At 69.3% G+C, this 23,074-nt stretch carries 22 protein-coding genes and 1 tRNA gene; 16 read left to right on the forward strand and 7 right to left on the reverse strand.

Annotated elements, in window-relative coordinates; translation table 11 throughout:
- Positions 1-268 precede the first annotated feature (268 nt).
- Positions 269-1,480, reverse strand: a complete 1,212-nt coding sequence (locus BM290_RS33710; RefSeq protein ID WP_093620217.1) for a phytase — start codon at positions 1,478-1,480, stop codon at positions 269-271.
- A gap of 588 nt (positions 1,481-2,068) precedes the next feature.
- Between BM290_RS33710 and fxsA the strand changes: the two genes are divergently transcribed.
- The 6 genes from fxsA (at position 2,069) to BM290_RS33740 (ending at position 11,285) form a co-directional block, all read left to right on the forward strand.
- Positions 2,069-2,242 carry an FxSxx-COOH cyclophane-containing RiPP peptide gene (fxsA, locus tag BM290_RS33715; protein ID WP_093619995.1) on the forward strand — a complete coding sequence of 58 codons (174 nt, stop codon included), beginning with the start codon at positions 2,069-2,071 and terminating at the stop codon, positions 2,240-2,242.
- Positions 2,242-4,551 carry an FxsB family cyclophane-forming radical SAM/SPASM peptide maturase gene (locus BM290_RS33720; RefSeq protein ID WP_093619996.1) on the forward strand — a complete coding sequence of 770 codons (2,310 nt, stop codon included), beginning with the start codon at positions 2,242-2,244 and terminating at the stop codon, positions 4,549-4,551. The genes fxsA and BM290_RS33720 overlap by 1 nt, the downstream gene beginning before the upstream one ends.
- Positions 4,548-5,339: an AAC(3) family N-acetyltransferase gene (locus tag BM290_RS33725; protein ID WP_177320012.1), complete on the forward strand. Its 792-nt coding sequence runs from the start codon at positions 4,548-4,550 to the stop codon at positions 5,337-5,339. The genes BM290_RS33720 and BM290_RS33725 overlap by 4 nt, the downstream gene beginning before the upstream one ends.
- A 113-nt stretch (positions 5,340-5,452) precedes the next feature.
- Positions 5,453-6,499 (forward strand): hypothetical protein, encoded by a 1,047-nt coding sequence (locus BM290_RS33730; RefSeq protein ID WP_143134025.1) that lies wholly within the window; start codon positions 5,453-5,455, stop codon positions 6,497-6,499.
- Positions 6,496-10,425 (forward strand): FxSxx-COOH system tetratricopeptide repeat protein, encoded by a 3,930-nt coding sequence (gene fxsT / locus BM290_RS33735; protein ID WP_093619998.1) that lies wholly within the window; start codon positions 6,496-6,498, stop codon positions 10,423-10,425. Before BM290_RS33730 ends, fxsT begins: the two co-directional genes overlap by 4 nt.
- An 11-nt stretch (positions 10,426-10,436) precedes the next feature.
- Positions 10,437-11,285, forward strand: a complete 849-nt coding sequence (locus BM290_RS33740) for a hypothetical protein (protein ID WP_093619999.1) — start codon at positions 10,437-10,439, stop codon at positions 11,283-11,285.
- Positions 11,286-11,295: 10 nt separating this feature from the next.
- Here BM290_RS33740 and BM290_RS33745 read toward each other — a convergent pair whose 3' ends face one another.
- Positions 11,296-12,159, reverse strand: a complete 864-nt coding sequence (locus tag BM290_RS33745; protein ID WP_239143928.1) for an alpha/beta fold hydrolase — start codon at positions 12,157-12,159, stop codon at positions 11,296-11,298.
- A 388-nt stretch (positions 12,160-12,547) separates the two neighbouring features.
- On the opposite strand from BM290_RS33745, the gene BM290_RS33750 reads away from it, so the two are divergent.
- Positions 12,548-12,619 (forward strand) — tRNA-Lys (locus BM290_RS33750).
- A 131-nt stretch (positions 12,620-12,750) separates the two neighbouring features.
- Here the strand turns inward: BM290_RS33750 and BM290_RS33755 are convergent.
- The gene (locus tag BM290_RS33755) at positions 12,751-13,200 is read right to left on the reverse strand and encodes a hypothetical protein (protein WP_093620000.1); all 450 of its coding nucleotides are present in this window, start codon (positions 13,198-13,200) and stop codon (positions 12,751-12,753) included.
- A gap of 236 nt (positions 13,201-13,436) precedes the next feature.
- Between BM290_RS33755 and BM290_RS33760 the strand changes: the two genes are divergently transcribed.
- A complete protein-coding gene (locus BM290_RS33760) occupies positions 13,437-13,829 on the forward strand; it encodes a hypothetical protein (protein WP_093620001.1) in 393 nt (130 codons plus the stop codon).
- A gap of 5 nt (positions 13,830-13,834) precedes the next feature.
- Here the strand turns inward: BM290_RS33760 and BM290_RS33765 are convergent, their stop codons facing one another.
- Positions 13,835-14,629 (reverse strand): L,D-transpeptidase family protein, encoded by a 795-nt coding sequence (locus tag BM290_RS33765; RefSeq protein ID WP_093620002.1) that lies wholly within the window; start codon positions 14,627-14,629, stop codon positions 13,835-13,837.
- A 110-nt stretch (positions 14,630-14,739) separates the two neighbouring features.
- On the opposite strand from BM290_RS33765, the gene BM290_RS50830 reads away from it, so the two are divergent.
- Together BM290_RS50830 and BM290_RS33775 are read left to right on the forward strand one after the other, a co-directional pair.
- The gene (locus tag BM290_RS50830; RefSeq protein ID WP_093620003.1) at positions 14,740-15,339 is read left to right on the forward strand and encodes a CGNR zinc finger domain-containing protein; all 600 of its coding nucleotides are present in this window, start codon (positions 14,740-14,742) and stop codon (positions 15,337-15,339) included.
- Positions 15,340-15,383: 44 nt separating this feature from the next.
- Positions 15,384-16,157: a zf-HC2 domain-containing protein gene (locus BM290_RS33775; RefSeq protein ID WP_093620220.1), complete on the forward strand. Its 774-nt coding sequence runs from the start codon at positions 15,384-15,386 to the stop codon at positions 16,155-16,157.
- On the opposite strand, the gene BM290_RS33780 is transcribed toward BM290_RS33775, so the two are convergent.
- The 3 genes from BM290_RS33780 to BM290_RS33790 all read right to left on the reverse strand — a co-directional run bounded on the left by BM290_RS33780 (position 16,154) and on the right by BM290_RS33790 (position 17,338).
- Positions 16,154-16,387, reverse strand: a complete 234-nt coding sequence (locus BM290_RS33780) for a hypothetical protein (protein WP_093620004.1) — start codon at positions 16,385-16,387, stop codon at positions 16,154-16,156. The genes BM290_RS33775 and BM290_RS33780 overlap by 4 nt on opposite strands.
- Before the next feature lie 59 nt (positions 16,388-16,446).
- A complete protein-coding gene (mscL, locus tag BM290_RS33785; RefSeq protein WP_093620221.1) occupies positions 16,447-16,896 on the reverse strand; it encodes a large conductance mechanosensitive channel protein MscL in 450 nt (149 codons plus the stop codon).
- An 88-nt stretch (positions 16,897-16,984) separates the two neighbouring features.
- A complete protein-coding gene (locus BM290_RS33790) occupies positions 16,985-17,338 on the reverse strand; it encodes an STAS domain-containing protein (RefSeq protein ID WP_093620005.1) in 354 nt (117 codons plus the stop codon).
- Positions 17,339-17,505: 167 nt separating this feature from the next.
- Here BM290_RS33790 and BM290_RS33795 point away from each other — a divergent pair, with 167 nt between their 5' ends.
- Genes BM290_RS33795 through BM290_RS33820 form a run of 6 tightly spaced genes read left to right on the forward strand, consistent with a single transcriptional unit; the run spans position 17,506 to position 23,049 of the window.
- Positions 17,506-18,342: an STAS domain-containing protein gene (locus BM290_RS33795; RefSeq protein ID WP_093620006.1), complete on the forward strand. Its 837-nt coding sequence runs from the start codon at positions 17,506-17,508 to the stop codon at positions 18,340-18,342.
- 1 nt (position 18,343) lies between these two features.
- A complete protein-coding gene (locus BM290_RS33800; protein ID WP_093620007.1) occupies positions 18,344-18,751 on the forward strand; it encodes an STAS domain-containing protein in 408 nt (135 codons plus the stop codon).
- Positions 18,748-19,152, forward strand: a complete 405-nt coding sequence (locus BM290_RS33805; protein WP_093620008.1) for an ATP-binding protein — start codon at positions 18,748-18,750, stop codon at positions 19,150-19,152. Before BM290_RS33800 ends, BM290_RS33805 begins: the two co-directional genes overlap by 4 nt.
- The gene (locus tag BM290_RS33810) at positions 19,149-20,180 is read left to right on the forward strand and encodes a SpoIIE family protein phosphatase (protein ID WP_093620222.1); all 1,032 of its coding nucleotides are present in this window, start codon (positions 19,149-19,151) and stop codon (positions 20,178-20,180) included. The genes BM290_RS33805 and BM290_RS33810 overlap by 4 nt, the downstream gene beginning before the upstream one ends.
- The gene (locus BM290_RS33815) at positions 20,177-21,520 is read left to right on the forward strand and encodes a sensor histidine kinase (protein WP_093620009.1); all 1,344 of its coding nucleotides are present in this window, start codon (positions 20,177-20,179) and stop codon (positions 21,518-21,520) included. The genes BM290_RS33810 and BM290_RS33815 overlap by 4 nt, the downstream gene beginning before the upstream one ends.
- On the forward strand, positions 21,517-23,049 hold the full coding sequence (locus tag BM290_RS33820) for a SpoIIE family protein phosphatase (protein ID WP_093620010.1): 1,533 nt from the start codon (positions 21,517-21,519) through the stop codon (positions 23,047-23,049). The genes BM290_RS33815 and BM290_RS33820 overlap by 4 nt, the downstream gene beginning before the upstream one ends.
- The last annotated feature ends 25 nt before the right edge of the window (positions 23,050-23,074 follow it).

Genomic DNA, 23,074 nt, shown 5'->3' on the forward strand with positions numbered 1-23,074 from the left:
CTAAGCCCTCCAGCGCCGATGGTACTGCACTCGGGAGGGTGTGGGAGAGTAGGACGCCGCCGGACTCAACGTATGGAAAGGCCCACCCGGGTGACGGGTGGGCCTTTTCTTTTTGCCCTGACACGAGCGAGACACCCTCCTGGCCGGCGGTAGCGGCGCAGCCGGGGGCCGGGTGGATGCGGTTGTGGCAGCGGTGGCACGTACCGAATATGGGTTTTGAAAAGGCCGGGCCTCTCCGTTGAGAGAAGCCCGGCCTGATTTTGTTGGGTCAGGAAGGGAGGCCCAGGGAACGCCAGTCGACGAACTTGAAGTTCGTGCTGGTGCGGTCCTCGTTCGGGGTGTTCTCGCCGTCGTGGAGGACCAGGAGGCCCTTCGGGTAGCCGGGGAGGGCGACCGCGGTGACGGCGGCGCCGTCGGAGTGCTGGACGCCGTCAACGGTGCGGCCGTCGGTGACCGAGAAGATGGTCAGCGGCTTGTTGGTGCGGCGGTCGTAGACGAAGAAGCGGCTGTCGCCCTGACTGGAAACGATCAGGTAGCCGCTGCGCTTGCCGGTCGGGTAGATCGTGGCGCCCTCGACGTCGGCGGTGATGCGGCCGCCGAAGTTGTTGAGGTACTCGACGGTGCACTCCTCCGTCTCCGGGTCGTAGGTGGCGGGCTGGCCGAACTCGCGGACCCGCTCGACGACCCGCGGGATGCTGCTGAACGTGCCGCCGGCCAGGTTGATGCGCCAGAGGGCGACGTCCTCCTGGGCGGCGTAGAGCACGCCCGCCTCGGCGTCCACGACCATGCCCTCGACCTGCGGGTCCTCACCCGGCTCGAGGCAGGGCGTCCAGCGCTCGCCGTTGGGCAGGCGGAACTCGCGGGGCAGGTCCAGGGTGTCGGTGGTGCGGTAGGTGACCTTTCCGTTCTTCTCTTCGAGTCGGAAAATGCCCAGCCGCGTGCTGTGCCGGCGGCTCACCACCGCATACCGGTCGTAGACGGCGATGCCGTAGCCGGTCGCCTGCTCCTCGACCTCGGCCTCGTCCTTGGAGAAGAGCAGTGGGGCGTCGGCCGAGGTGATGTCGGTGAGGCCGTTCGCCTCGATCTTGTAGATGCGGAGCTTGTCGAGGCCGCGGTCGGTGACCACGGCGATGTCGACCCTCTTCTTGCCGAGCTTGAAGCCGGAGAGGACGTCGACGTTGTTGAAACGGCCGCCCTCGGGCGTGGCGATCGACTGGATCTCCCGGCCCCTGAGGTCGTACACGCGCAGGCCGCCGTTCTTGGCGGTGCCGATGACCAGGCTGCGGCCCTTGTCGGCCGGGTTGATCCAGATGGCGGGGTCGTCGGCGTCCGCGTCACCGCCGGCCTCGTCGTCGAAGAGGCTCGGGGTCTCGATGGTGGCGGTGATCTGCCGGGGCGGGCGCTCCGCCGCATACGCCGGGAAACCGGCGGCCAGAGTGGTCAGGGCGACGAGCGCGGCAATGCCGGTGGTCCGTTGCATGACCGGTGACGATTCCCGATCCACCTGACCGGGGGGTGGCTGATTGTTGAACACCGAATCCCCCGTTACCTATCCGTGACCGTGAATCACGGACAACAATCGTCGCTTTCCGCATCGCACCTGATGACGGATTGAACAGTAGCCGAGGGTGGGTAACAAGGGATCTGCTGAATGAGCCTCGCGATCGTGATCCTTCGGGATCCGCCGTCACAGGCGGGCCGGGCGGGCCGGATCGCTCGGCAGGCGGTGAAGACGGGTGTTCGGCATCGAGTGACCGTGATGTCACCTTTCGTCGACAGTGGTCGACGCGGATGTCACCTGTCCTCGCCCGCACGGGGAACTAGAGCGTTCAGACTATTTCGCCCAACGCGTGGGATCTATAGCATCGGCGCCTGATTCTTCTCAACCTGAGCTTCAGGTTGGAAGGACTGTGGGACGATAACGGGTGGCGCAGACTTGGGGGCACTCGTGTCCGCGCCGAACGCGTCGTCGCATACGAGACCCAACCGAATCCAGCCGGCTCAACTCTCGTTGAACGACAGCGTGACCGGCCGCGAGACTCGGTCCTTGATACGAGCTGGAGAAATCGTGAACACCGAAGTCGCGACCATGGACACTCTGGTCGGGCCGCTGGCCACCATCAAGAACGCACCCCTTCGGGAGATCAAGGCCGAGGACGCCGATCGGGTGGTGCGCCGGATCGTGGACAAGGAATCGTTGCTCCGGCGGCTGGATGTCGCCGCGTTCCAGTCTGCACACTGATGCCCGGCCGGGCGGGTGGTGAGTCCGGCGGGCCCCATCCGCTGAGCCAGTTCGTGTTGAAGGTGCACAGCCGGTGCGACCTCTCGTGCGATCACTGCTACGTCTATGAACACGCTGATCAGAGCTGGAGATCCAAGCCCAAGGTCATGTCGCCGGAGGTGGCCGGGGCCGCCGCCCGCCGGATCGCCGAGCATGCCGAGACGTGGAGTCTGCCCCGGGTGCGGGTCGTCCTGCACGGCGGTGAGCCGCTGTTGCTCGGGCCGGCCAGGCTGGACGAACTCATCACCCGGGTCCGCGCGCCGATCGAGGCGGTGACCCGGCTCTCCTTGATGATGCAGACCAATGGCGTGCGATTCAGCACCGAGGTGGGCGACGTGCTGAAGCGGCACGGCGTCCGGGTGGGTGTCTCGCTCGACGGTGATCGCCCGGCCAACGACCGGCATCGGCGCTTCGCGAACGGCGCGAGCAGCTTCGACCAGGTTCGCGCCGCCCTCGCGTTGCTCCGCCGTCCCGAGTATCGCGAGCTGTACGCCGGGATCCTCTGCACCATCGACGTGCGCAACCCACCCGAGCAGGTCTACGAAGCGCTGCTGGCCGAGCGCCCGCCGCGCATCGACTTCCTGCTCCCGCATGCCACCTGGGACGAGCCACCGTATCGTCCGGGGGACCGGCACACGCCGTACGCGGACTGGCTCTCCGTCATCCACCGGCGCTGGCTGGCCGACGACCGGCCGATGCGGATCCGCCTTTTCGAGGGCCTGCACTCCACGGCGCGAGGCGGCCCGAGCGGCAGCGAGCAGCTCGGGGCGGACGCCGTGGACCTGGCCGTCATAGAGAGCGACGGCAGCTACGAGCAGGCCGACTCGATGAAGACCGCCTACGACGGAGCGCCGGCGACAGGCCTGAGCGTTCTCACGCACACCGTCGACGACCTGTCCCGGCTGCAGCCGATCGCGGTACGGCAGAACGGCATCCGGAATCTGTGCGATGTCTGCCGGTCCTGTCCCGTGGCCACGCAATGCGCCGGCGGGCTCTACGCGCACCGCTACCGTACCGGGCACGGCTTTGCCAACCCCTCTGTCTACTGCCCCGACCTGCGTGTTCTCGTCGAGAGGACAAATGAGGAGAGCAGCATGTACGACGCCGGCAAGCCGCAGGAGACCGGCACCGCCGAGGTGATCGCCCAGCTGGCCTCCGGCTTCGGCGACGAGGCGACGATCGGTTGGCTGGCCGAGCAGCAGCGTTCGGTCACGCGTGCGCTGCTGTCCGCGACGATCGACCAGCACGGCGGGACTGCAGGCTGGGAGGTGCTGGCCGAGGTGGAGGCGGAGGATCCGGAAGCGGTCAGCCGTGTGCTGGCGCATCCGTACGTGCGGGCGTGGGCGGTCGGGATGCTCCGCACCGAGGACCCGTCCGGAATGCCGTACCTCGGTGGCCTCGCCGCCGCGGCCGGGGTGCACGCCGATGTGCGCGTCGAGACTGAGGTGCGGATCGACAGGGGTGTGGTCACGCTCCCCACGATCGGCACTCTCTACTGGCCCGGAGAGGTGACGGCCGGCGCCCGGATCACCGTGGATCGTGGGAAGCTCTGGCTCACCGGCCCCGACGACCGGACGATCACGGTGGACCTGGCCCAGCCCGGTGGCTCCGCGACCTGGCAGCCGGCTCGCCGTATCACCGTGGACGGCTGGAGCGTTCGTATCGAGGACGGCGACCCGGCCCGCGACTGTCACGGCTGGACGCCGGCGGGACGGCTCGACGACGTGGCCGCCGCCCGCTGGCGTGATGCGCTGGCCGGCGCGTGGCGCCTGATCGTCGCCGACCTGCCCGGATACGCCCCGGCGCTACGAGCCGGGTTGCAGGTGATCATGCCGTTGGAGGCGGACCCGGCGGGCAGGCAGCGGGCGGCCACCGCCATGGACGCCTTCGGCTCGATGGCGGCCGCACCGGTGGGGCCGGCCGAGCTGGCGGTCCTGCTCGTACACGAGTTCCAGCATGCCAAACTGGGCGCGCTGCTCGACCTTTACGACCTGCATGACCGGAACTCCGATGTGCGGATCATGGTCGGCTGGAAGCCGGAGCCCCGGCCGGTCGAGGCCGCTCTCCAGGGGGTTTACGCTCACGCCGCGGTCACCGACGTGTGGCGGACACGGCTGGGTTCGGACCCGCGCGCCGCCGAGTTGTATCCGATGTACCGCCGCTGGACCACCGACGCGATCACCGCGCTGCGCTCCTCCGGGGCGCTCACCCCTCTCGGGGCGGACTTCGTCGACCGGATGGCCGCGGCCGTGGCAGCCTGGGACGCGTGACCGGCCGCGCGCTCACCCGGAACGCCCTCGTCGCCGACCTGAGTGGACTCGGTGTTCCGGAGGGCGGCATCCTTCTCGTTCACTGCTCGATGCGCCGGCTCGGCTGGGTGGACGGCGGCGCCGCCACACTGCTGGCCGCATTGCGTGCGGTGTGCGGTCCGGCGGGCACGCTCGTCATGCCGGCGCAGACGCCGAACAACTCGCTGACCAGCCCGGTGTATCGAGCGGCCACGGCCGGCATGACCGACGCCGAGCGGCTGGCGTACGAGGACGGCATGCCGGGATTCGATCGGGACGTCACACCGTCGTACGGCGTCGGTGGTCTCGCCGAGCACCTGCGGTCGCAGCCGGGGGCGCTGCGCAGCCGGCATCCGCAGACCTCGTTCGCGGCGCTGGGGCCGGCCGCCGGAGAGGTTGTCGGCGTCCACGACCTCGACTGTCACCTGGGCGAGCGATCTCCGCTGGGCACGCTCTACCGCCTCGGCGCCACGGTGCTGCTGCTCGGTGTCGGCATGGACAAGTGCACCGCCCTGCACCTGGCCGAGTACCGCCTGGACCGGCCCGTCCCGACCATGGAGTACTCCTGTTTCGTCGCCGAGGACGGGCGCCGTGTGCTGACCCGGTTCACCGCCCCGAGGCTGAACGACAGTGACTTCGGCGCGGCGGGCGCCGACCTGCTCCGGCGCCCGTGGGCGGTCTCCGGGCCGGTCGGTGAAGCCGAAGCGCACCTTCTGCCGCTGGCGCCGGCCGTGGATCAGGCACGGGAGTGGTTTGCCGCCCACCGTTGACCCGACAGGGAAGCCGATCGATGACAGAGTGGAGTTGGACAACTACTCTGAATCTCCAGACCGGCGACCGGATCGGGGACCGAAGTGGACGTACGCGCTGAGGAGAGCTGATCGTGGCCCCGCCCGATCTCTACTTTGCGTTGATCTACGCTCGTACCTCGACCCCCAATCAGTGGGTCGAGGCGTTCTATCACCGCCTCAGTCTCGAGGTGCAGAGCCGTGCCGCGCCGATGCCCGGCCTGCGTTCGGGATCGCTTTACTTCCCCACCGCCGGCGAGGCGCTGCGTGCGCTCAAACTCGGACTTCCGCGGGTGCGCGTACTGGTGCCGCTCTATACCCGGGAGTTCCTGCACGATCCGCCGCCTGACTTCGGTGACCGCCTCTACCGCGTCGGTGACCCGACCAAGCTGCCCTTCGTGCATCCGGTGCTCTGGGAGGCGCACCTGCCGGCGCGACGGGTGAACGGCCTGGCCCAGGCCACCTCGTTGGGCAAATCGGTTCAGGAGTATCTGGACTGTGGCATGGCCGCGATCTGCCGGCTCAACGCGTACACAGTGGAACTCAAACGAATCGTCGAGGAACTGGCCGATCGCCTGGTCTCCGCCGCGGAGAACCCGGACCGGCCACCGGTCTGGCTCGTCGCCCGGTCCGAGCCGCCGGTCCTCGCCCGGGCGCCCGAGGTGCGTTTCCTGATCACCGTGGTCCGGGCGGACCGGCGGACCCCCGACTGGTCACCGTTCGGCACCGGCTCGCTGGCCGAGCGCGCCAAGGACGCCGCGCAGCGGCTCTCGTTGCTGCCGGAGATCGTGCTCGCGACGACGTCGCCGGCCTCGCCCAACGGTTTCCGTGAGGCGGCCGGTGTCCTGTTGCTCGACTCCGGCGTGCTCGACGACCCGCTCAGCCGGCCCGCCGCCGAACAGATATTACGCACCATGCCCCCGTGGATGACGGTGGTGATGGTGATCGCGCCGGACCACGGTGACCACGCCGCCCGTGCCCACGAGCTGGCCGCCGAGGCGCGGACGCTGGCGCCCAACAGCGTGCAGGTCGCCCGCGACGACCGGGAGTTCCAGCGGGCCGTCGTCGAAGCGGTCGCCAAGGCCCGCCGCAATTTCATGCACCGCCGGCAAACGAGCAGACCGTGGGAGGACCTGCGATGACCAGGGGCCGCAACGGACAGGTCGTCACGTTCTACTCCTACAAAGGTGGAACCGGCCGCACCATGGCGCTGGCCAACGTCGCCTGGATCCTGGCGGCGAACGGATACCGGGTGCTCGCGGTCGACTGGGACCTCGAATCGCCGGGCCTGCACCGCTTCTTCCAGCCGTTCATGGACCCCCGGCTGCTGGCCAGCACCCGTGGTGTCGTCGACATGATCAATCTGTATGAGTGGGACTCCTCAAAACCCGGATGGGACCCGGCACAGGTCGACGGCTACGCGGCGGTGCAGCAGCACTCCTCGTCGCTGAACTGGGACCACTTCCCGGAGGGTGGCACCCTGGACTTCCTCTCCGCCGGTCAGCAGAACCCGGTGTACGAGGGCGTCCTCACCAACATCAACTGGGATGACTTCTACCAGAGCGGTGACGGCAGCGGTGGCCGCTTCTTCGACGCGATGCGCGCCGACATGAAGGACCGCTACGACTTCACCCTGATCGACAGCCGGACCGGGCACAGCGACATCGCCGGGATCTGCACCAGCCACCTCCCGGATGTGCTGGTGGACTGCTTCACCTTCAGCGACCAGGGCATCGAGGGCGCGGCCCGGATGGCACGCCAGTTGCACAGCGTCCGCGACATCCGGGTACTACCGGTGCCGATGCGGGTGGACCCCGCCGAGAAGGGCAAGGCCGACGCCGGGAGGGCTGTCGCGCTCCGCGAGTTCGCCGACCTGCCGAGCGGACTGACCGATGCCGATCGCCGCGCATACTGGCTCAGCGTCGAGGTGCCTTATCGGGCGTACTACGCATACGAGGAGACACTGGCCACCTTCGGCGATGAGACCGGGGCGAGTGGCACCCTGCTGAGCTCCTACGAAGCCTTGGCCTCATACATCACCGACGGTCGCGTCTCGTCGCTGCCGCCGATGAACCAGAACCTGCGCAAGCAGATCACGCTGCGGTTCGAGCGCAAGGTCTTCTCCGAGGCCGACGCCGTGCAACTGTCCGGCGCCAGCGTCGACCAGGTGTGGATGGAGTGGGTCGAGCACGTGCTGTCCAACGGCGGCTTCCGGGTGGTGAACGCGGCCGACGCCGCCGACGACCCGGACGTCCCGTCGGAGAACGTCCAGCACCTGAAGATCATCTCGCGGGCGGAGGGCATCGACCAGTTCTCCGGTGCGCCGGGCATTCCCGGTGTCGAGCCGGAGGTGCGCGCGATCTACACGGCCGACATCACGCAGTGGCGCAGTATTCCCGCGGAGCACTCACGGTTCATCACCGGGCTCGGCTCGGCCGCGGCGGCCGCCCAGATTCTGGAACTCGTCGGCCGGCCCGCCGGTGACCTGGACGGCGTGCTGGCCGGCGCCCCCCGCTACCCCGGCGACGAGCCGGACCTGGTGGTCAACCTGCCGGCCCGCAACGCCCGCTTCACCGGGCGCGAGGCCGGGCTGCGCGCCCTCCGTGAGCAGTTGCGCTCCGGCTCGGCCGTGGTGCTCTTCGGCACCCAGGCGATCGCTCTGCAGGGCATGGGCGGTGTCGGCAAGACCCAGATGGCGCTGGAGTACGCGTATCGCTACCGGGCCGCGTACGACGTGGTGGCCTGGCTGAACGCCGACTCCGAGGAGAGCCTGCAAGGGTCGCTGCGAGACCTCGGCGGCCGGCTGAACCTGCAGTCCGAGCAGTCCGGGCCGGACTACGCCCGCGCCGTCGTGCAGGAGCTCAGCCGGGGCAAGCGGCGCTGGCTGCTGCTCCTGGACAACGCCGACGAACCGGATGCGGTCCGGTCCTACCTGCCGCACGGCCCCGGGCATGTCCTGATCACCTCCCGGAACAAGGCGTGGGGCGAGCAGACCCAGCCGTTCGAGGTCGACGTGTTCACCCGGGACGAGAGCATCGAGCACCTGGTGCAGCGCGTCGACGGGATCGGCCGGGACGACGCCGACCTGGTCGCCGAGCAGCTCGCCGACCTGCCGATCGCGGTCGCTGCGGCCGCCGCCTGGCTCGACGAGACGCACACCGCGGTCAGCGACTACCTTCGGCTGATCCAGGAGGAGGGGCCCAGCGCCGTGCTCACCGCCATGAGCGATCGGCCGATCGCGCGTACCTGGGACCTGTCGCTGAACCGGCTGCGGGAACGGGACCATGCGGCGTACCGGCTGTTCCAGCTCTGCAGCGTACTGGCCCCGGAGATCCCGCTCGAGCTGGTCTTCAGCGATCAGATGGCGGAGTACCTCAAGGCGTACAACCCGGCGCTCTCCGAACGTCTGCTGCGCGGATCGCTGATTCAGCAGATCAATCGCCTGGCGCTGCTGCGCCTGGACCAGCGGCCGAGCTCCTCCGGTGACGGTGAGCGCAGCGGGCGGATCCTCATCCATCGTGTCGTGCAGAACGTGGTCCGTGACCGGATGACCGAGGAGGAACTCGCCCAGGCACGGTTGGAGGTGCACCAGGTCCTCGCCAAGGCCCGGCCCGAGGGCGAGGTCGAGGACCCGCAGTACTGGCCGCGGTTCCGCCTGCTCTGGCCGCATCTGGATGCCTCCGACGCCGAGCACAGCACCGAGGAGGCGGTCCGCCAGCTGCTCATCGACCGCGTCCGTTGGTACTACGTCCAGGCGGACCCGGTGACCGGCCGCGGGCGATCGGAGCGGGTCGCCCGGATCTGGGAGCGGCAACTCGCCGAGATCATCGACCCGCAGCAGGCCGCGACCCTGCTGCGGCAACTTCTCCAGCTGCGCTTCAACCTCGCCAACCTGCTGCGTGACCTGGGCGAGTTCGAGCGCTCCCGGCAGGTGGACGAGGAGGTGCTGGCCGAGCAGGTACGCCTGCTGGGGCCGCAGCACCCACACACCCTGATGACCCGGGGAAGCTACGCGGCCGACCTGCGCGGGCTCGGGCGTTATCCGGAAGCGCTCAAGCTCGACATCGAGACCTATCGCTCCTGGCAGGACATGTACGGCGAGGACAACCCACGGACGCTGGCCGCCCGGAACAACCTCGCCGTGTCGTACCGGCTGATGGGGCAATTCTGGGAGGCCAGCGAGCACGACAAGGAGGCCTGGGAACGACGCCAGGAGGTGAACGGCGAGACCAACCTCTGGACGCTCGCCACCGCGGCGTGCCTGGCCCGGGACTGGCGCGACGCCGGTGACTTCGATCGCTCGGCCGCGCTTCTGAAACAGACGCTGGGCCACCTCGTCAACACCCGTGGACCGGACTCCCGGTCGACACTGACCACCAAGTCGAACTACGCGGTCTCACTGCGCAGCCTCGGACAGATCAACGAAGCTCGGCAACTGCACCAGGAGGCCTACGCCCGGCTGCTCGAGCTGTTCGGCGCCGACAACCCGGAGACGGTGGCCTGCCGCTTCAGCCGCGCGCTCACGCTGCTCACCGCGGGCGAGGGCGACCAGGCGGTGGAGGAACTGCTGGCCATCCTTCAGTTCTGGGAGCGCCGGCTCGGCGACAAGCACCCGTACACACTGGTCTGCCTGAACGACCTGGCGATCGCGGAACGCCAGCTCGGCCGGCTGAACGAGGCGCGTACGCGGATCAGGCCGACCGTGGAACGGCTCACCGAAGTCCTGGGGCCGGACCATCCGTACACGCTCTCCGCGCAGATGAATTACGCCATCTGCGAGGCCGAGCCCTCCGAGGCGGGCGGCGCCGACCCCGCGAAGGCACGGGAGACGCTGCTCTCGATCGGCGAACGCGTCCGGCGGGTGTTCGGGCCCGAACACCCCATCGCCCTCCGGTACGAGGCGAACCTCACCCTCGTCGAGGACGCGCTGGGCACCGAGGCCACCGACGATCGTCTCGCCGCGATCCGCCAGCGCATCGTCGCCCGGCTCGGCGCGACGCATCCGATCGTGAGCGGCCTCGACCGGCGCCGCTACCTGTACCGGCTCATCGATCCGCACCAGTTCTAGGGGATGGACCCATGGCGAACTCGGATAGCACCATCACGTCGCTGATCCGAACCGCTTGGCGCACCGCGCCGCCGGTGCTGCGCCGGTTCGCCTACGGGGTCTGGACCGTCGCGCTGGTGGCGGTGGTCCTCTCGGGTGTGGCCGACGCCCGCAACTGGTGGGGTGGACTGCAGTTCACCACGAACATCATCGCCGAGCTGGTCTGCGGCCTGTTCGCGCTGCCGGCCGCCCTGGTGATCATCGCCAGGCTGGCCGACTACCAGGTGCAGGAACTCGAACGGGTCCGCCTGGAGGCCAGGTACGGGGCGGCACTGGAACAGCTGACCAGCTCGGTCCGCACCACCGGCGACTACGTCCAGGAACTGGTTCAGGAGGTGACCGACAGCACCAACGCCTTTGTGACGGCCGTACGCATCGTGAACGGCGGCCTTGCCGATCCGGACGCCGCGATCGAGTCGGCCCACCTCCTGCAGGCACAGATGGACCGCCAGCAGTGGCTGTTCTACGAGCGGGTGGTCACTCCCCTGCGAATCGACGGCAACCAGCTCCGGGCGGTGTTCGGCGAACTCGTCCGCCACGGCGAGCAGACCGCCCAGGCGGCCCAGTTCGAACGACTCTGGAACGACATCGAGGCTGTGCTGCGGCACCACCGGCAGACCATGGCAGCCGGTTACCAGGAGTTCGCCCGGGGCGGCACACCCACCGCGAACCGGGCCACCCGGATGCGCAATGTCGCGATCGAACACCTGCAGAGCGTCGACCACCTGCTGCACCTGTGCGACGAACTGAAGGCGTTCGCCAACGAGGTGCGCCCCCAACTGGCGCGCGCCGACCTCTCCGTGGGCCGGCCCGGCCGATGACCGGCGGCGGTCAAGCCGTCAGCCACGCCAGGATCCGCGGCAGCACCTCCACCGCGCCGAAGTGGGCCGCGTCGTGCTGCACGTGCACCTCGGAGCGCGGGATCCGCTGCGCCAGCCACCGGCTGTGGCTGGCCGGCGAGAACGTGTCATGTGCGCCATGCCAGAGCCGGACCGGCGAGACGATCGAGTCGAGCGTGAACCCCCAGTCGCGGCGAAACGCCAGGATGTCGTCGAGCCAGCCGTACGGGCCCACCCGCAGTGCGTCGGCGTAGCTTTTCGCCAGCAACCGCCGGTACAGCACGCTCTGCATGAAACGCACGTCCGGCCCGGACATCTGTGCCTGCAACACCTCGAGGAGACTCTCCGGGTCGGCGGCGGTCTGCTCGGCCAGTGCGCGCAGCTCACCCAACTGATCGATGGTGCCCTGCTCGGCGGTGACATGAGCGCGGACATTCGACTCCGCCATACCCTCGTACCAATTGAGGCCGGCCGCGTCACGCGGCGCGAGCCCGACCAGGACCGCGGCACGCTCCACCCGGTGTGGCAGCAGCGCGGCACACGCCAGCGCATGCGGGCCGCCGCCGGAGCGGCCCACCACGGCGAACCGCTCGACTCCGAGCCGATCGGCGATGGCCCGCACGTCCACGGCGGCGTCCACCACATTGCGGTCCGGCAGTCGGGTGGAGCCGCCGTAGCCAGGCCTGTCATAGCTGATCAGCCGGATGCCCAGCCGGTAGAGAACGCTGTTGCGGGGGCGCGGGCCGGCGCTCGAGCCAGGGGTGCCGTGCAGCAGGAAAACCGGAGCCCCGTCCGACGCGCCGGACACATCGACCGAGAGGACCCTGGCGCCGACCCCGACATCAACTCGCGTCATCAAGGCCATCCTCATCTCCGAAGTACCGGTCAAGTCTTGACGGAGGTCGCTCGGCTCGTCCATCGATCGTAGTCGTGACAAGGAGGCATCCGAACAGGGTTTCGTGTCGGCCTCGCGCTTGGGTCACCTGCCCTCCACCGGGCTGCCGTGGGGGGATGGCCAGCTCTTCCAGCGAAAGCGCCGTCGGGGCAGGACCCACCCGACCCTGTTCGGGACCCGCCGAGGTGATTTCACGCCATGAACCGTTCTGGCCCCGGTCGGAGCGCAGATCCGGCCAAGGTCCTACCCGTGCCCGGTACCGCCTTGAATGGCAATTGAGCTGCGGAAACATGCACTTCGGGGTATCCCGGTGGGCGTCGAGGTCGTGCGCCGGTACTCTGTCTGCTGCGGGCTGCTAGCTCAATGGCAGAGCTGTGGACTTTTAATCCATAGGTTCAGGGTTCGAGTCCCTGGCGGCCCACTGTTACACCTGGTCAGCGCTGGTAATCCGGTGCTGGCCAGTTCCATATTCGGGGTCGTACAGCGCGAGCTTCTTGGCAATTGCTCCTTCTACGACGGCCAGGGGTCTGGAGCAGGGCGGCGGGGCCACTGTCAGGCGAGGTCCAGCAGGTGCATGTCGCCGCTGCGGATCATCCAGTCGTCCCAGTAGCCGAGGCGGCCGCAAGTGACGCAGCGGCTGGTGATCGCCAGGGCCCGGATTCCGTCGCCGCCGTCGTACAAAGAAAACCCGACCGCGATGTTGAAGTCTTCCTCGTCGGCGTCGCCGTCGCATTCGCAGACCATGATGCCGGTCTTGGTGTCGTCCCAGTACTGGCCGCTGTCGGCGATGCAGTGCTCCCCGCTGCAGCCGCGGCACAGACGCTTCGCGGTCTGCTGCTCCAGGTCGCCGTGGAGGCCGAAGACCTGGCCGCCGCATGTCGCGCACCGGCACAACCGGATCTCGTGGACGTCATAGCCCTCGGCGCCTTCGGCTCTCGCGTACTCGATGAGGTCGTTGACGTTCTGCCCGATCTTCCAGTTGCCGGCATCACGGATCACCACGACGACGATCTCATCACGGGAGGCGCCGGATGTGGCAAGCGGGCGGCCGTTGCGATCCGGTCAATTGGGACTAAAAGTATGGGTCGTAAATTTCGGGCTCACCTTTGGGGTGTATTCGCTTGGGGTGTGGGGCTTTGCGTGCCAGGGTCGGAGGCGGGCCGCAACGGGCGGTCGCGAGATCGGAGAGTGTCTTGGCGGTTTATGACCCTGGACAGCTGCTGGCCGGCTATCGGTCCATGACCATGCTGGCAGGGCTGGTCGAGCGGGGTGGCCGGCCGGCGGCGGTGAGCCCCACGGTGCCGCTGTGGGCCGGGGAGAAGCAGTATGGATGGTTTCCGGTGGACCTGGTCGGCGGTGATCGGCTGCTCGCCGTGGTCACCAACCGGCGGCTGATGCTGGGCGACGAGTCGTTCTCGTTGCGGGCGGTGACCGGGCTGCGGCCGCGGCCCGACGAGTGGGCGCTGACGCTGGACATCCGCGGGCACGGGACGGTGGAGATCGTCGGGCCGTGGGTGCCCTGGCTGGGTGTGGTGCTGTGCGCCGAGATCCATGGGGCGGCGTGGCCACCCGGATACGCGCCGATGATTCCCGCGCCGCGTCGGGCCCGCCGGCTGGAATCGGTGCGGTGAACGCCTCAGTACACCCAGACCCGCGTTTTCAGGGGAATGGCGTCGTTCTTCCACAGCCAGTTCATCGCGGAGACCGAGACGCGCGCACAACCGTGTGAGGCGGGATAGGGCGGCACGCTCGGGGCACCGTGCACCGCGATGCCGCCGTTGAAGTACTTGGGGCGCCACAGCAGGCCCAGCGGGGCGTTGCGCCAGCCGTCGATCTGGCGGCCCACCGTGAACCTTCCCCGCGGGGTGTTCGCCAGATAGGTGCGACCTTCCTGCTCGTAATACTCGTTCGAGCCGGTCGACGTGTTGAAGGTCTGGGTGATCCGGCCGTCGGTCACCAGGAGCAGCAGCTGCCGTTTCAGATCGATCTCGATCATTTTCCCGGTGGCGGAGCGCGCCTTCGGGCGTACCCCTTGATCCAAGGCTTTTTGGGTTTTGGGGCCGACCGTGCCGTCACGGTTGATGCCGGCGGCTTTCTGCAACGCGAAGACCGCCTGCTGAGTGGTCGAGTCGAATTTCCCGTCCATCTTGCCGTTCCAATAACCCAGCTCGGTGAGGCGTTGTTGCAGCGCCAGGACGTCGGGGCCCTGGAGACCGCTTTTCAGTTTCCGTTTCGGCCCCGGCAGGGCCGGGGCCGAGGAGGCGGTGGGCGCGGGAGCCGGCTGCGACGGCGATCCGGTGGTCGAGGCCGGCGACGACGATGACGGTACGCCCGAAGTCGGCCCCGCCCCGGTCGGTGTCCTCGACTCGCAACCGGCGGCGAGGGAAAGCGCCACCACGGCCGCGATCGTGGTCGCCAGAGCTCTACGCACAGGTGAAGTCTAGAGACTCATTCACGACCATCCACCGATGAACGGCAATCGTCCACTCGCTCGGGTGGCGTTCCGCGCACACGGGAAAAAGAGCCGAGTAGGCTTTGGGTATGTCATGGAAGGCCAGCGCGCGGCACGGTGTACGGGAGGCGCCGGGTGGTTTCGCTCTCGTGCAGGAGTTGCTGAACACTCGCCCGGCAATGTCGTATGCGCCTGATCTGCTGGCCAGCGTCGAGGACGCCCAGTGGTGGGTGACCGACGCGCTCGGGTTGTGGTCGCACGTGTCGGGGCTGCCCGGGCCGACTCTGCTGCTCTCCGTCGCCGATCTGCGGTCGATGCGCCGGCTGCGCACCGCTTTCGAGCATGTGGTGACGGCGGGGGCTAGCCCGGAGATGGATGAGGCGTTGCTGCCGCCGGCCGACGTCCAGGTGAGCCTGGTGCCGGACGGGGCGGGCTGGGTGCGGGTCGTGCCGACCGGCCGTGGGGTGCGCTGGCTGGCGTCGGCGCTGTGGGCGGAGGCGCTGCTGGCCCAGCAGGCGGGGATGTGGCCGCGGCTGAAGCTGTGCAACAACCAGGCGTGCCGTGCCGCCTTCTTCGACACCTCGCGCAACAACAGCGGCGTCTGGCACGACGTCAGCACCTGCGGCAACACGGCGAACCTTCGTGCTTTCCGGGAGCGGCGCCGGATGCTCGGTCACGAACATCAGTGAGCCCCGGCGGGAACTCGGGCGGCCGCGCAGGCGACTATCAGGTCATGGCATGTGAGCGGTGGCGCGAGATGCTCTCCGCGCAGCTGGACGGCGAGGACGACCCGGCGATGCGCCCGCTGGTCGACGAGCACCTGACCGGATGCGCCGGCTGCCGGGACTGGCTGGACCGGGCGGCGGTGGTGAACCGGCTGACCCGGACCGCCCCGGTGCCGGAGGTGCCGGACCTGACGGCCGCGATCCTGGCCGCGCTGCCCGCGCCGCCGGCCCATCGCCGGTGGCGGCTGCGCATGCCGAGAGCCGGTCTGCTCTACGTCGCGCTGGCGCTGGTCGGCGCCGTGCAGCTGATCCTCGGGCTGACCCAGGTCGGTGGCGGGGCGACGGTGGACCACGCGCACAACGGGCTGGGCGCCTCTCAAGGGCACCTCTGGCACGAGTCGGCCGCGTGGAACGTCGCCGTCGGCGCCGGCTATCTCTTCATCGCGCTGCGGCGGACCCGACCGACCGGTCTGGTGCCGATGCTGACCGCCTTCGTCGGGATGCTCCTGCTGATCTCGGTCACCGACCTGACCGGCGGGCGCGTCGACGTCGGCCGACTGGTCGGCCACGGTTTCGTGATCGTCGGATATCTGCTGGTGGTCGCCCTGTCCCGCGGCGCCGGTGGGGAGGCCCGGCCGCCCGGCGCCCGGATGGGGGCAGGCTGGCGGGCACGTTTCGACACCGAGGTCCACGAGGAGGCGCCCCGGCCGGGGCTCAGGCTGCTGCCACCGCCGCGCGGCCCGCTGACCGCGCGGCATCAGGACGATCACCGGGCTGCTTAGCGGTCGGCCGGGCGGACCGAGAGCTCACGCCACTCGTCCGGGCCGGAGAGCAGGGCGCGGATCATGTCGAGGGCCGCGTCCTCGCTGTCGTACTCGAAGAAGTGCGACACCCCGTCCGAGCCGCCGGCGCGCTGCTCGACATACCACTGATCACCGCTGGTGCGTAAGTAGACGTCCTTGCGGGCCAGCCGCCCCCACTTGCTGTTCCACCAGTGCTTACGCTGCTCCATCCCGGCACTGTATCGAACATCTGTTCGAACGGTGCCGGGAGGGCGGATCTTTTGAGATTTCAGCGGGGCTGGTCGGGGTGCGGCCGCTTGAGCACGTCGTCGAGGGCGCTGTTGGAGACCTGGTGGCCCTGGCCGCGCAGCAGAGCGTCGCGGATCTCGGTGAGCAGCTTGACCTCCTCGCTGGGCGCCTTCGGCGGCGGCTCCTCGCCGCGGCGGCGGCGCTCGGCCAGCACGTTCAGCGGCATGACCACGAGGAAGTAGAGCACCGCGGCGGTCAGCAGGAAGGTGATGACCGCGTTGAGGAACGAGGCGTAGTCGAACGGAACACCGTTGACCTTGAAGGTGCCGGCTTCCAGCCCCTTGCCGCCGCCCATCAGCTGGATCAGTGGCTTCAGGAATCCATCGGTGAACTTGGTGACAACCGTGGTGAACGCGGCACCGATCACGACGCCGACCGCGAGGTCGACGACGTTGCCGCGCATGATGAAGTCTTTGAAGCCTTGGAACATCTTGCTCACGGGCACACTCCTGGGGCCGAGGTCAGTCCGGCGACGGGGTGCCCGTCACCGGTCGACGACAAACTACGCCGACCGGATCTCAGTCGAGCGCAGGCTCGTCGGCGGCGACCGCCTCGTCGACCGTGGGATAGGTGTGCAGCACCTCGACCAGGCCGCTCACCTCGAGGATGCGGAGCACCCCGCGCTGCGGCGCGGCCAGGCGGACGGTGCCGCCGGCGTCGTCGGTGCTGTTCTTCGCGCGGACGAAGACCGACAGGCCCGTCGAGTCGCAGAAGGACACCTCGGCCAGGTCGAAGACCAGGCGGGTCCGGCCCTTCTCCAGCAGGTCACTGATCTGATCCTGCAGCTGGGGGGCGGTTGCCATGTCAAGCTCACCAGCGACCGACACGACCACCATGTCGTCACGCTGTTCCGTTTGTACCGTCAGGGACATTCGCCGACCTCCAGTTATTGCTGAACGGTACTCCACGTACCCCGGGGCGCGCAGAACGGGACGCGCCTTTGACCCTCGGTCCGTTACTTGGCTTACAGCAACTATTGGACATGCTGATGGTAAAGTCCGGCCGTTGCGCAGGATCGCTGTAGTTGGGGGAGGCACTGATGCCGCTCAGTCCGGACGAGGCGAGGCGCTTCGCCGCGCTGCTGGAAGGGCAGGCGGAGCAGCTGGCGAGCCGCTGGACCGAGCTGGTCGCCGCCGGCCTCCGTGGCCGGCTGAGCAGCGCCGAGCTCCGTCGACAGACCACCGACCTGCGGCGGGCCTTCCAGCAGGCGTTCGCCGGCGGGGCCACTGATCTCGGTCAGGATGCGGCCGCCGAGTTGCGTGCCCAGCTCACCGAGCTGTCCAGCGGCCGGGCGCGGCAGGGGTTCAGCGCCACCGAGACCGCCGTCAGCATCTACGCGTTCAAGGACGTGACGCTGGAGGTGCTCGGAGACCAGAGTGATGCCGCCACCCTTCGGGACTACGTGGCCTTCTCGAGCTTCGTGGACCAGGCCGCGCTCTTCACCTTCGACAGCTACGTGCGGATCCGCGAGTCGATCATCGCGGACCAGGCCGAGCAGCTGCTCGAGCTCTCCACGCCGGTGGTCAAGCTCTGGGAGGGCGTCGTCGCCGTGCCGCTGGTCGGTACTCTGGACTCGGCACGTGCCCAGGTGGTCATGGAGCGCCTCCTGCAGACCCTGGTGGACACCGGCTCGCCGTACGCGATCATCGACATCACCGGTGTGCCAGCGGTCGACACCCAGGTCGCGCAGCACATCCTCAAGACCGTCGTGGCGGCCCGCCTGATGGGCGCCGACTGCATCATCTCCGGCATCCGCCCGCAGATCGCGCAGACGATCGTCGCTCTCGGCATCGAGTTCGGCGACATCGCCACCAAGTCCTCGCTGGCCGACGCGTTGCGTTACGTGATCAGCCAGAACAAGCGGTCGGGACGCTGACGTGGAGCGGGTCCCGGTCCTGAAGATCGGTGACATCCTGCTGGTCTCCATCCAGATCGACATGGAGGACCAGGTCGCCCTGCAGCTGCAGGAGGACCTCGCCGAGCGGATCGTCGCGACCGGCGTGCACGGCGTGATCATCGACATCAGCGCGCTGGACATCGTCGACTCGTTCGTCGGGCGTACGCTCGCGACCATCGCCTCGGTCTCCCGGGTGCTGGATGCCGAGACCGTCGTGGTCGGCATGCGCCCGGCGGTGGCGATCACACTGGTCGAGCTGGGGCTGTCGCTGCCGGGGATCCGGACGGCCCTCAACGTCGAGCTGGGCATCGCGATGCTCGGCAGCCGCGAGGACGACGGCGAGCCCGAGGACGACGAGCCCGACCCGGTAGTGGTAACCGAATCGTGAACGACGAGAGCCAGCGCCTTCCGGTCGTGACCGACCAGGACGTCGTCCGGGTCCGGCAGCTGGTGCGTACCGTCGCGGTGGCCGTGAAGCTGTCTCTGGTGGACCAGACGAAACTCGTCACCGCGGCGAGTGAGCTGGCCCGCAACACGCTGGTCTACGGTGGTGGGGGCGAGGTCGAGGTGACCCGCGTCCACAACGAGCGGCGAGGCGGCATCCGGATCGTCTTCGCCGACCGTGGTCCCGGCATCGCCGATCTGGATCTGGCTCTCACCGACGGCTACACCACAGGTGGCGGCCTCGGGCTGGGGCTCAGCGGCGCACGACGGCTCGTCGACGAATTCGACATCGACACCGAGCCGGGCAAAGGCACGACCATTACGATCGTCAAGTGGTGCCGATGAGCGGAGGCGCGGTGGCGTCCCTACCCGAAGGACTCCTGGACGGAGGGGTCTGGTTCCGGGTGGAGGAGCCGGGGACGGCCTCCGCCGTGCGCCGGGCCGCCGAACGCCTCGCGGCCAGCCTGGACATGCCCGAGCAGCGCATCGGCGACCTCTCCATCGTCGCCGCCGAAGCCGCCGGCAACCTGGTCAAACACGCGGCCCAGGGCACGATCCTGGTGCGGGTGATCCGGGCCGCCGACGAGGCCGGGGTCGAGCTCATCGCGATCGACAGCGGGCCCGGCATGATCGACGTCCAGCGGTCCATCGGTGACGGGCACTCCACTGCCGGGACGCTCGGCATCGGGCTCGGCGCCATCCTGCGGCAGGCCAGCCGGTGGGATCTGCACTCGGTGCCCGGCAAGGGGACCGTGCTGAGCGTGCAGGTGTGGCCCGGCGCGGCGCCGAATCCGGGCTGGGCGGCGGGCCTGACTCGTCCGTTGAACGGCGAGACGGCCAGCGGCGACGCCTACGCGGTCCGCGAGATCGACGGCCGCCGGCAGCTTCTGCTCAGTGACGGGCTCGGTCACGGCGGCCTGGCCGCGGCGGCGTCCCACGAGGCGGTGCGCGGGTTCCACCAGGCGCCGGCGGTCCGGCCCGCTCAGATGGTGGAGGTGTTGCACCGCATGCTCGGGCACACCCGCGGCGCCGCACTCGCCGTCGCCGAGCTGGACGCCGAGGCCGGGGTGGTCCGCTATGCGGGTCTCGGCAACATCTCCGGCACCGTGCTCGCCCCGGACGGCGGGCGGCGCGGCATGGTCTCCATGCCCGGCATCGCGGGGCACCAGCGACGACAGGTGCGGGAGTACGACTACCCGCTCGCACCCGGCGCGATCGTGGTGATGCACACCGACGGGCTGGTCGACAGGTGGAACCTCGCCGACTATCCGGGCCTGGTCACCCGTACGCCCGAGGTGATCGCTGCCACCCTGCTGCGGGACGCCGGAACCCGCCGGGACGACGCCGGTGTGCTGGTGGCGCGGGTCTCATGACCGCCGAGCCGCTGATGCGCATGCGCCTGCGGGTCGAGCAGGACATCTTCGTGGTGAGGCAGCTCGGCCGCGAGGTGGCCCGGACGGTCGGTCTGGAGTCACAGGACCAGACCAGGATGGCGACGGCGCTCAGCGAGGTGGGCCGGGTCCTGCTGAGCCTCGGACGGCCCGCCGAGGTGACGTTCACCGTCGAAGCGATCGGGGTACCTACTCTCCACGTAGCCATGACGCATCCGGCGCGCGGGGAGGAGTCCCGCCTTGCCGGACAGTTACAGCAGGTCGGCCGCCTGGTCGACACGATGGAGGTCGACAATGGTGAATCCGGAACGGTCGTCCGGATGGCCCGGCGGTTGCCGGCGGGCGCCCCGCGGCTGACCCCCGAACGGATGGACGAGATCCACGCCGAGTTGGCGCGGCACGTACCGGGCACCCCGCTGGACGAGCTGGCGGTGCAGAATCAGCAGCTCATCTCCGCCCTCGACGAGGTGCGCGCGCAGCGTGACGACCTGGCCCGGCTCAACGCCGAACTCGAGGAGACCAACCGCGGCGTGATGGCCCTCTACAACCAGCTCTCCCAGGAGCTGGAGGAGACCAACCGTGGCGTGGTCGCTCTCTACGCCGAGCTCGACGAGAAATCTGCACAGCTCGCGGCGGCCAGCGAGGCGAAAAGCCGGTTCCTGGCCAACGTCAGCCACGAGCTGCGGGCCCCGGTCACCGCGATCATCGGCCTCGGCCGGCTGCTCACCGACTCCGGCTCCGACGAGCTCACCACCGAGCAGCGCCGCCAGGTCGACCTGATCCGCGGCTCGGCCACCGACCTGCTGACCCTGGTCAACGGCCTGCTCGACCTGGCCAAGGCGGAGGCTGGCCGGATCGAGCCGACGTGGTCCGAGGTGGATCTGAAAGCGGTCTTCGGTCAACTGCGCGGCACCCTGCGCCCGCTCGCCACCCGGCCCGAGGTCGATTTCACGGTGGAGGAGCCGGGCCTGCCCACCCTGCGCTCCGACGAGGTGCTGCTCGCCCAGGTGCTGCGCAACCTCCTCACCAACGCGCTGAAGTTCACCGAGGCCGGCTCGGTCCGGCTCAGCGTGCGCCGGATCGACGACGATGCCGAGTTCGTCGTCGCCGACACCGGTTACGGCATCCCGCCGGAGCTGCAGGAACGCATCTTCGAGGAGTTTTACCAGGTGCCGGGGAGCAAACCGGTCAGCGGCAAGGGCACCGGCCTGGGCCTGCCATACGCCCGGCGGCTCGCCGGGATCCTCGGTGGCGCCCTGCGGGTCGACTCCACCCCCGGCGAGGGCAGCACCTTCACCCTCCGGCTCCCGCTCGCGTCATGACACCCGCCACCGTCCTCGTCGTAGACGACAGCGCGACCAAGCGATACCTGCTGGTCAACTGGCTCAGCCGGGCCGGTTTCACAGTGCACGAGGCGGAGACCGGCGGAGCAGCGCTGACCCGGCTCCTGGAAGGAGAATTCGACCTCGTCGTCCTCGACGTGAAACTGCCGGACATGAGCGGTTTCGACGTCTGTGAGACGATCAAGAGCGATTCGCGGTACGGCGTACTCCCCGTGATCCACGTGTCGGCACACGCCGTCGACGTGGTCGACCGCACCCAGGGGCTGAACCGGGGCGCCGACGCCTACCTCGTCGAGCCGATCGAGCCGGACGAGCTGATCGCCACCGCCCAGGCCGTGCTCCGCTATTACCGCGCCCGGCAACGCGCCGAACTGCTCGCCGAGCGGATGGTGCGGCTGGCCGAGACCACCCTGGCGATCAACTCGGCGCCCACGCTGCCGGCCCTGCTCGCGGCCGCCGCCGAGGGAGCGGTCGACATCTTCGGCGGACCGGTCGCGGTGGTCGCCGAGACATCCGAGGGCGAGAGCCTCACGGCGACCGGCAAACCCTCGACGGTACGCCGATGGGCCGTCCCCGGGCATCGGGTGGCCGTCGGATCGCTCGTGCGCAGCGACGAGCCGGCCGACTGGGACGTCGTCGACTGGCCGGCCGGCGAGACCGTCGCCGTCGCCGCGGCCCGTCTGCGCGCCGACCGGCCACCCGTTTACGTCGCCGTGCCCGGCAGCTCGCAGACCCCTGGTTTCCCCGTGCTCCGGCAACTCTCCCAAGCGGTCGCCGCGGCCGTGGAGGCGCAGCGATCCTTCGACGAGGAACACCGGATCGCGGTCACCCTCCAGCGCAGCCTGCTCCAGTCGCGCCTGCCCGAGGTGCCCGGTGTCGACCTGGCCTTCCTTTACGAGCCGGCCAGCGCGCAGACCGAGGTGGGCGGCGACTTCTACGAGCTCACGATGCTCGACGACCGGCTGCTCGTCGCGATCGGGGACGTGGCGGGGCACTCGCTGCACGCCGCCACGGTGATGGCCGAGATCCGGCACGCCGTCCGTGCTTACGCCGTCGAGGGGCACTCGCCCGGCGCGGTGCTCGAACTGGTCAACCGATTCATGCGGACGGTGCTGCCCACCGAGTCGGCCACGCTCTGCCTGCTCACCCTGGAACCGGCCACCGGCCGGATCCGGATGGCCAGCGCCGGGCACCCGCCGCCACTCGTGCACGCCGACGGGGAGGTGCGCTACCTCGCCCCGCGCGGAGCGCTGCTCGGCATCGCCGCGCCCCGCCGCGCCGAACTCGAATACACCCTGCCGCCGGGCGGCACCCTGGTGCTTTACACCGACGGCCTGATCGAGCGCCGGGACGCCGACCTCGACCAAGGGCTGAACGCGCTCGCGGCCGGCGCCGCCCACATCGAGGACGATCTCGACGCCTTCTGCCGGCGCCTGCACACCCAGCTCACCGGCGCCCGGGAACAGGCCGACGACATCGCCGTCGTCGCGCTGCGCCGCTCGGTCTGACATCGAATCCTCCCCGCGGTGGTGG

The organism is Actinoplanes philippinensis, assembly GCF_900113015.1.
In the GTDB taxonomy this organism is placed as follows: Bacteria; Actinomycetota; Actinomycetes; order Mycobacteriales; family Micromonosporaceae; genus Actinoplanes; species Actinoplanes philippinensis.

Bases quoted from the DNA above. Each gene is read 5' to 3' on its own strand.
- BM290_RS33760 (WP_093620001.1), top strand. From the start codon at position 13,437: ATGACCATGCTGGCAGGGCTGGTCGAGCGGGGTGGCCGGCCGGCGGCG.
- BM290_RS33740 (WP_093619999.1), top strand. From the start codon at position 10,437: ATGGCGAACTCGGATAGCACCATCACGTCGCTGATCCGAACCGCTTGG.
- BM290_RS33710 (WP_093620217.1), bottom strand. From the start codon at position 1,480: ATGCAACGGACCACCGGCATTGCCGCGCTCGTCGCCCTGACCACTCTG.
- fxsT (WP_093619998.1), top strand. From the start codon at position 6,496: ATGACCAGGGGCCGCAACGGACAGGTCGTCACGTTCTACTCCTACAAA.
- BM290_RS33775 (WP_093620220.1), top strand. From the start codon at position 15,384: ATGGCATGTGAGCGGTGGCGCGAGATGCTCTCCGCGCAGCTGGACGGC.
- BM290_RS33795 (WP_093620006.1), top strand. From the start codon at position 17,506: ATGCCGCTCAGTCCGGACGAGGCGAGGCGCTTCGCCGCGCTGCTGGAA.
- BM290_RS33720 (WP_093619996.1), top strand. From the start codon at position 2,242: ATGCCCGGCCGGGCGGGTGGTGAGTCCGGCGGGCCCCATCCGCTGAGC.
- mscL (WP_093620221.1), bottom strand. From the start codon at position 16,896: ATGTTCCAAGGCTTCAAAGACTTCATCATGCGCGGCAACGTCGTCGAC.
- BM290_RS33820 (WP_093620010.1), top strand. From the start codon at position 21,517: ATGACACCCGCCACCGTCCTCGTCGTAGACGACAGCGCGACCAAGCGA.
- BM290_RS33810 (WP_093620222.1), top strand. From the start codon at position 19,149: ATGAGCGGAGGCGCGGTGGCGTCCCTACCCGAAGGACTCCTGGACGGA.
- BM290_RS33780 (WP_093620004.1), bottom strand. From the start codon at position 16,387: ATGGAGCAGCGTAAGCACTGGTGGAACAGCAAGTGGGGGCGGCTGGCC.
- BM290_RS33815 (WP_093620009.1), top strand. From the start codon at position 20,177: ATGACCGCCGAGCCGCTGATGCGCATGCGCCTGCGGGTCGAGCAGGAC.
- BM290_RS33790 (WP_093620005.1), bottom strand. From the start codon at position 17,338: ATGTCCCTGACGGTACAAACGGAACAGCGTGACGACATGGTGGTCGTG.
- BM290_RS33745 (WP_239143928.1), bottom strand. From the start codon at position 12,159: ATGACGCGAGTTGATGTCGGGGTCGGCGCCAGGGTCCTCTCGGTCGAT.
- BM290_RS50830 (WP_093620003.1), top strand. From the start codon at position 14,740: ATGTCATGGAAGGCCAGCGCGCGGCACGGTGTACGGGAGGCGCCGGGT.